The sequence below is a fragment of the cf. Phormidesmis sp. LEGE 11477 genome, from assembly GCF_015207105.1.
Taxonomy (GTDB): domain Bacteria; phylum Cyanobacteriota; class Cyanobacteriia; order Phormidesmidales; family Phormidesmidaceae; genus Phormidesmis.
Genome location: NZ_JADEXO010000194.1, coordinates 1 through 5,970, shown reverse-complemented (window position 1 = coordinate 5,970; position 5,970 = coordinate 1). Strand labels below are relative to the sequence as shown.

Genomic DNA, 5,970 nt, shown 5'->3' with positions numbered 1-5,970 from the left:
GGTGCGATCGCACCAATGCGCCGTTATCGTGGCTAGGACTGACTAAGCGGATAGCCACCTGAAATACTTGCCCTGTTTGAACGCTTTCGCTAAGACAGACACGGGCGAAACACTCAAATAAATCACCCGACTGCACCAGCGCTCCATCTACATAAATCTGGGCATCTTCTGCCCACCAAGTGAGCGAAAGTCTAAGAATCAAACCTGTCAGTGGATATCCTTTTTGCTTAGCAGGCACTTCAATCGTTTGATAGAGCCAGAGAACCTGTAGTCCTTTATCCCAGGCAATATGTTGACGATCGTTCAGGGGGGCGATGGGCCAGTGAAGAGTGCTCTGGGCTCCTAATAGATCGGCGGGCGTGAGGATCTCCTGAGATGTCTCTAAGTACTGTTGCCATCTAGCCTGGACATCTTGAGTGTTGAGCTGACGCAGACGATTGAGGCTGCTGAGTAAGCTAGCTGGGAGGGTAGAGGTAAGGTCTGAGGCCATGACTTCCGGTAAAATTGGAGATGAAGAAGCGGTGGGCGCTAGTTGATATGTCTGGCCCGTATCAAAGCAATATATTACGATTTTTGGTTGGGCAGTACCGCCTAGGTCTAGACCGGCATCGTCGGGCTGTTGTGACTACGCGATCGACTGTAGCTCTAGGCGCTGAAGTTGGGGCCGTGCTAGCGATGGCTCCAGCGTATGCTGTGGTTCGACTATCTCAGTCGGCCAGGCAGAAGTTGAGAGGGGCTGTCGCGAAAAGACGTTTGCCAGCGGTCTTTTCGAAGGCGATCAGCCGATTGGAATCTGTAGGCGGTGAATTGATGGTGCGGTCTCGATCGCTGGTGCCTAATGAGGCTGCGTCTGAGGAAGGCGTATCTAAGGAACTGTTAGATCAGAAGGTAGATAAGAAGACGGGTAGTTTAGCTGAGCGAATTACTTTTAGGCCAATTTCCAAGGCCGTTTCTGCGTTGGTGACCAGGACCGCGAGTATTTTGAGAACGGCAGTAGGCAGGATGGTACCTGTCGAATCTGATCTGCCTGTTGAAGGCGATCAGCCTGGTTCTGAGGAAATCTGCGAGAGTGCGATCGCCACTACTTCTCAATTTACTGACTTGCCTGCTAGCCCGTCTGCCGACTTGCCAACTAGCGCAGTCTCTTCCCACCCAGCTAACAGCAGTCTAGTGTGGCCCACACGTTCTTTTTGGGTGGCGTTGTTAGAAGCCGTTGCCAATTTGAAGCCTCGGTGGAACGTTAGAAGGCTAAAGAGCGCCTCTGCTGCTTTACCTGATACCGTAACTAGTGAACTACCTGGCAGTTGTCAATTGAGCCAGTTGAGCTTGGAGTTTGTGAACGCTGTTCCTTTGCCCGTGGGTAAAACTGGAGAGGATCTACGGCCTGTGCCTCCGTCGGAGGCTGATTTGAATGTTACGACTGATAGATTGCTGGATGTAAAGGTAACTGCGTTTGAGTATGTTGAACATCCTTTGGAAACGGCTTTGAAATGGGTCGATCGCGTTTTGACTTGGCTTGAGAATCGGTGGAAGACGCTCGCGGAAGTCTGGCAGCGATGGCTTGCCAGCACTCGGGATATCTGAACTTAGTACAATTGAATGCAAATATGAATGCAACTAAAAAAGGGAGAAGTTCAAACGCTGTCTTCTCCCTTTCACTTTGATTTGATCGGTTTCTTGGCTAAGCAACTCGACAGCAGCTATGAGCGGCGTGGCTTATGCGAACCACTCTTCTACTGCTTCTGCCTTCGTGTCGGTGTTGCGAGACAGCGTCTTTCTCTCGAAGTCCATGTGAATAGAACGAGATTGCTCGCCGTCTTTGGCAACTGCCACGATGGGATAGCGGATTACGCCATCTTGGAAAGACATGTGGAAGCGGAAGGTACCGTCTGGCTCTAGCTCGATTTCTTTACCATCGACCGTGACTGTAGCATCCGGTTCAGTTGCGCCGTAGACGATCAGCTCTGCATCTGCAATCAGCCAAAACTTACGAGGCTTTGCGGGTGGAGCGGAGGGGAACATTCCTGCACCAGACATGTTGATTCCAGATGCGGTAGGCAGTGCCCAAAGCCCGGCCCCAGATGGGAAGACGTAAGAGCTGACTGACTGTTCTGGAACTTGATGCATAGAGCCGAAGAGTGATCCAGCTAGGCGCATCGCTTCTGCGGACTGGGCTTTGGCAAAGATGTCGTCGTACAGCGGATTCTCTCCTGCCTGGTAGCCTGCTTTGCCAGCAGCGGCAGCCTTCTGTTCGGGGGAAACCAGTTTGGTAACAGCGCGGCCCCGAAGCTCCTGGTCCCAACTAACTGTGACAAACTTATCTTCGATCCAATCAGACGGATAGACAGGCGGAATACGGACTGCGGCTGAGCGTGAAAGCGTTAGCCAGCGGCCATCGTCGCAGATATAGCCTACTTCGATGGAGTAGTCGCGATCGCTCACCGGAATTGGCAAATACCACTCACGGGCAACTTCGCCACACTCGTACTGTTGGAGACTGTGAGGGCTTTGAGTATTGATATCGATGTCCGTGACATCGTAGAAACGTAGGGCTAGTCGTCTACCCCCCTGGTTACGCAGCTCTTGCTTGTGTTCGTTGGGAATATCCCAGTATGCATAGGCCCACTGCGGATCGCGAGGCAGTAAGACGATACGGCTTTCACCATAGCCACCAGGAAGGTCGCCAAGTCCTTCGTCTACGCTCGCCAGATGTTCCATGCTAAGGCTACGAGTCGCTACGGATGTAGCCGTACTAACAGCACTGTCAGCACCGTCAACGCCACTGGTAAACTTGGAAGCCTCAATAGCGACTTGCCCAGTCATCGGCTCAGCTACGTCAGTCGGTACGCTACGAACTCCGGCTTCAGCCTGCTTTTGCTGGATGGCGGCGACAAGCTCTACCTTACGCATCCGGCTATATCTAGAAACTTCGTACTCACTGGCTACCCTACGTAGCTGACGAAGAGTCATCTCTTCTAATGGAATGTTAGGGACTGGTGTTGACATAATCATATTATTCCTCAGGTTTCTTATTCAAAATCTGATCCCGACATAGCGAGCGGGGATCGCCTTTTGTATCGATAGCTTAATAATAGGGCAAATATGCAAGCGGGGATCGCAACAGTCAACAATATTTTCCCGTGAGAGGCTGTGATCCCTATGTTTTGGGATCGCGTGGGATCAAATAATCATGAATTCATGACATAAACTCTATTTCTTGTCCGTGTATTTGCTAGTACTTACCAATGCACTTGGCTCACGACGATTGGGGCAGATAATAGTGATTGTCGAGAGTTATGAATCTGTGACTGAAGCTAACTTTGAAGAAGAATATGGATAAGGATAAAGAGGAGCGGCGAGGCCAGATTATCGGACGAGTTTTGCCGGGAGCTGTGCGGCTATGGTTGCAAGCTCAGGTAGAGCAGGTAGATTCTCTGGCGATTGATTTGCGAGGACGCGATCGCCAGTTGATTTCTGGCTATATTCCAGGCGTTTCTATCTCGGCAGAGAATGCTGTTTACAAAGGATTGCAGCTATCTGAGGTGAAGCTAGCCGCTGAGGATATTCGGATTAATTTAGGGCAGGTGGTGCGCGGAAAGCCGCTGCGACTGATGAAACAGTTTCCGGTGAAGGGGCGGGTGCTTTTGAGTGATGCAGATGTGGCCACTTCGGTATCGTCGCCTTTGCTGGCTGAAGGCTTGGCTGATTTTTGGGGAGTGTTGGTTCAACTGCCAGCGTTTGCTCAGGCAGTAGAGCAGCGCTATGGGGTGCGATCGCTACAGTCAGACACCGAGCTGCATCGTCCGCTCATCGAATTGGGCGACGGTTGCTTGGCGCTCAGTTTTTACCCGTATAGTCAAGGCCAAACCGATGAAGGGCCAATTATTTTGGGCGCACGGCTGTCTGTTGTTTCAGACCACTACCTACAGCTATCGTCGCCTCACTGGTTGAATAGTATGGCAATGCTGCCTGATATCACCCAGGGAGAACCGATTGACTCTCTCTCTGATTTCCGCTGGAATCTAGGAGAAGATACTCAACTAACGCAGCTAGATTTGCAGCCGACTCAGCTAACCTGCGAAGGCCAGGTCATGGTGAGGCCCTAATCTCTTTCTCTTGCTACTTTTTCTTCTTCTACTGATGTCTTGCTAATATCGGCCAAGCAGCGGTAGAAGATAGACGACGAGGTAGTAGACTAGCGGCGCTGTGAAAACGTAGCTGTCGGTTCGATCGAGAATGCCGCCATGCCCAGGAATCAACGTGCCTGAATCTTTGACACCAGCATCGCGTTTCATCAGAGATTCGGTCAGATCGCCAAGCAGGCTAGAGATGCCAATGATGGTGCCCAGCGCCGTCCCGGTTAGCCACCAAATCGACCAGCCCAGTGACCAAGCGCCGACAATGCCGATGCTGACGCTAGCACCGATGCCGAAGATAGCGCCCTCTACAGTTTTCTTGGGGCTGATGTTGGACAGCGGCGTGCGACCAAAAGCACGCCCAAAGGCATAGGCACCAATATCTGCGCCCCAGATGCAGGCAAAGGCGATGAAGGTGATGGTAAGCCCAGCAGGAAGCGCCGACCAGCTAAAAATTTCGGGAAAGTACCCGCCCAAAGGTAGGTTGGTGACTGCTTCTGCGCCTAAGTCGCGCAAACGAATCCAGTAAGTGGGCAGATAGCCGCCGTAGAAGAGAGCCAGAATGGAAGCGGCAACGTCGGCGATAGTCGCAAAGTTGGGCTGAAAAAGAAGATAGAAACAAATGCAGGTGCCTGCTAGGGCGAGCGTCGCATCCGCCACTGGCGGAGAGATATGAGCACTGACTAGCAAGATCTGGCTGACAATCAGCGTCGTTTTGGCCGCCGGGTTAATGCCTTTGGCGCGAACTAGCCCAAAGACTTCGAGCTGACCAAGATAGACAATGATGCTAAACCCTAGGGTGAAGTACCATCCGCCCAAGATAATAAGGGTCAGGGCGATGGCGATCGCGACAATTCCACTAGCAATGCGAACCCACGGCATAGACGTGTTAACTCAGGTGAACGGCAGTCTCACGGGTACGCAGTTGCGGAACGAGAGATGGTTTAAGTCAGATAGATCAGGTATCAGGGATCAATCAATACAGTTAAGTCTAACTTGATTATTGAGCGTTCCCGCTTATTCGAGTTTGTCACCGCTGATGATAAAGATAGGATCGAGGGCTGCGAAAACTTGTCGATTACCTCTTGTTTCTAGGCGGTTGACAGCAGGCTGAGCGACTTCGATATTGCGAACCTGGAGCTTTGCAAAGGTTTCGGAGGTAGTGTAGAGCGCTTCTAGGTTATTAGCGGTAACGACGATGCGGCCATCGAGCGCCAGCTTTTGCCAAGCCGTCTCCAGAGTCGTTTGCAGCGGTGCGCCCTCAATCAGAATGCAGCTTGGCTGATCTTCGATATGGTGCAGACACTCGGGTGCGCTGCCAGAGATGACTTCTATGTTAGTGATATCAAAGCGATCGCAGTTTGTTTTAATCAGCTTAGCAACTTCTTCATCTCGTTCGACTGCCGTCATAGTGCCTTTTGGACATAGCAAAGCCGCCTCGATAGCAATAGTGCCTGTGCCCGCGCCGATATCCCAGAGATAAGCATCAGGCTTTAGCCGGAGGTAGCCGATGACTAGCAGGCGAACTTCTCGCTTGGTGAGGGGAATGCCGGGAAGCTGCTGAAATAGCCGGTCGGGGATGCCGGGAGTGGCGTAGGGCCAGAGTTCGGACATGCGTAGAGGCGGTGACGAAGGGTTGGCTGAATGTTAGCAGCTTCGGTTCCGCTCAGCTATAGCTGCTGTCAAGTGACTCAGGATGCGACGGTCAAAATGGTTTGCAGGCTCGGGTCGCTGTTGCCAGTGATCAGGCCGCCTGCTTTGAGGATGGTTTGCAGGTGGGCGATCGAACCCTCGGTAATAGTTTCGCCAGGTAGGAGTAGGGGGATGCCGGGGG

Annotated in this window: 5 protein-coding genes and 1 pseudogene; 2 read left to right on the top strand and 4 right to left on the bottom strand. The window is 52.1% G+C overall.

The genetic code is table 11. The features are described from left to right. Positions 1-490: pseudogene (locus tag IQ256_RS28115) on the bottom strand (alpha-mannosidase); the annotation flags it as partial. A gap of 20 nt (positions 491-510) precedes the next feature. Here IQ256_RS28115 and IQ256_RS28110 point away from each other — a divergent pair. Beyond that, positions 511-1,584: a hypothetical protein gene (locus tag IQ256_RS28110; RefSeq protein WP_193858997.1), complete on the top strand. Its 1,074-nt coding sequence runs from the start codon at positions 511-513 to the stop codon at positions 1,582-1,584. 132 nt (positions 1,585-1,716) lie between these two features. Here the strand turns inward: IQ256_RS28110 and IQ256_RS28105 are convergent, their stop codons facing one another. After that, on the bottom strand, positions 1,717-3,006 hold the full coding sequence (locus tag IQ256_RS28105; protein WP_193858996.1) for a DUF4912 domain-containing protein: 1,290 nt from the start codon (positions 3,004-3,006) through the stop codon (positions 1,717-1,719). A gap of 326 nt (positions 3,007-3,332) precedes the next feature. Between IQ256_RS28105 and IQ256_RS28100 the strand changes: the two genes are divergently transcribed. Then, positions 3,333-4,106, top strand: a complete 774-nt coding sequence (locus IQ256_RS28100) for a DUF2993 domain-containing protein (RefSeq protein WP_193858995.1) — start codon at positions 3,333-3,335, stop codon at positions 4,104-4,106. Between the two features lie 42 nt (positions 4,107-4,148). Here the strand turns inward: IQ256_RS28100 and IQ256_RS28095 are convergent, their stop codons facing one another. Continuing rightward, positions 4,149-5,018, bottom strand: a complete 870-nt coding sequence (locus tag IQ256_RS28095; RefSeq protein WP_193858994.1) for a phosphatidate cytidylyltransferase — start codon at positions 5,016-5,018, stop codon at positions 4,149-4,151. Positions 5,019-5,153: 135 nt separating this feature from the next. Beyond that, positions 5,154-5,750, bottom strand: coding sequence for a precorrin-6Y C5,15-methyltransferase subunit CbiT (cbiT, locus tag IQ256_RS28090; RefSeq protein ID WP_193858993.1), 597 nt, complete (start codon positions 5,748-5,750; stop codon positions 5,154-5,156). Positions 5,751-5,970 lie beyond the last annotated feature (220 nt).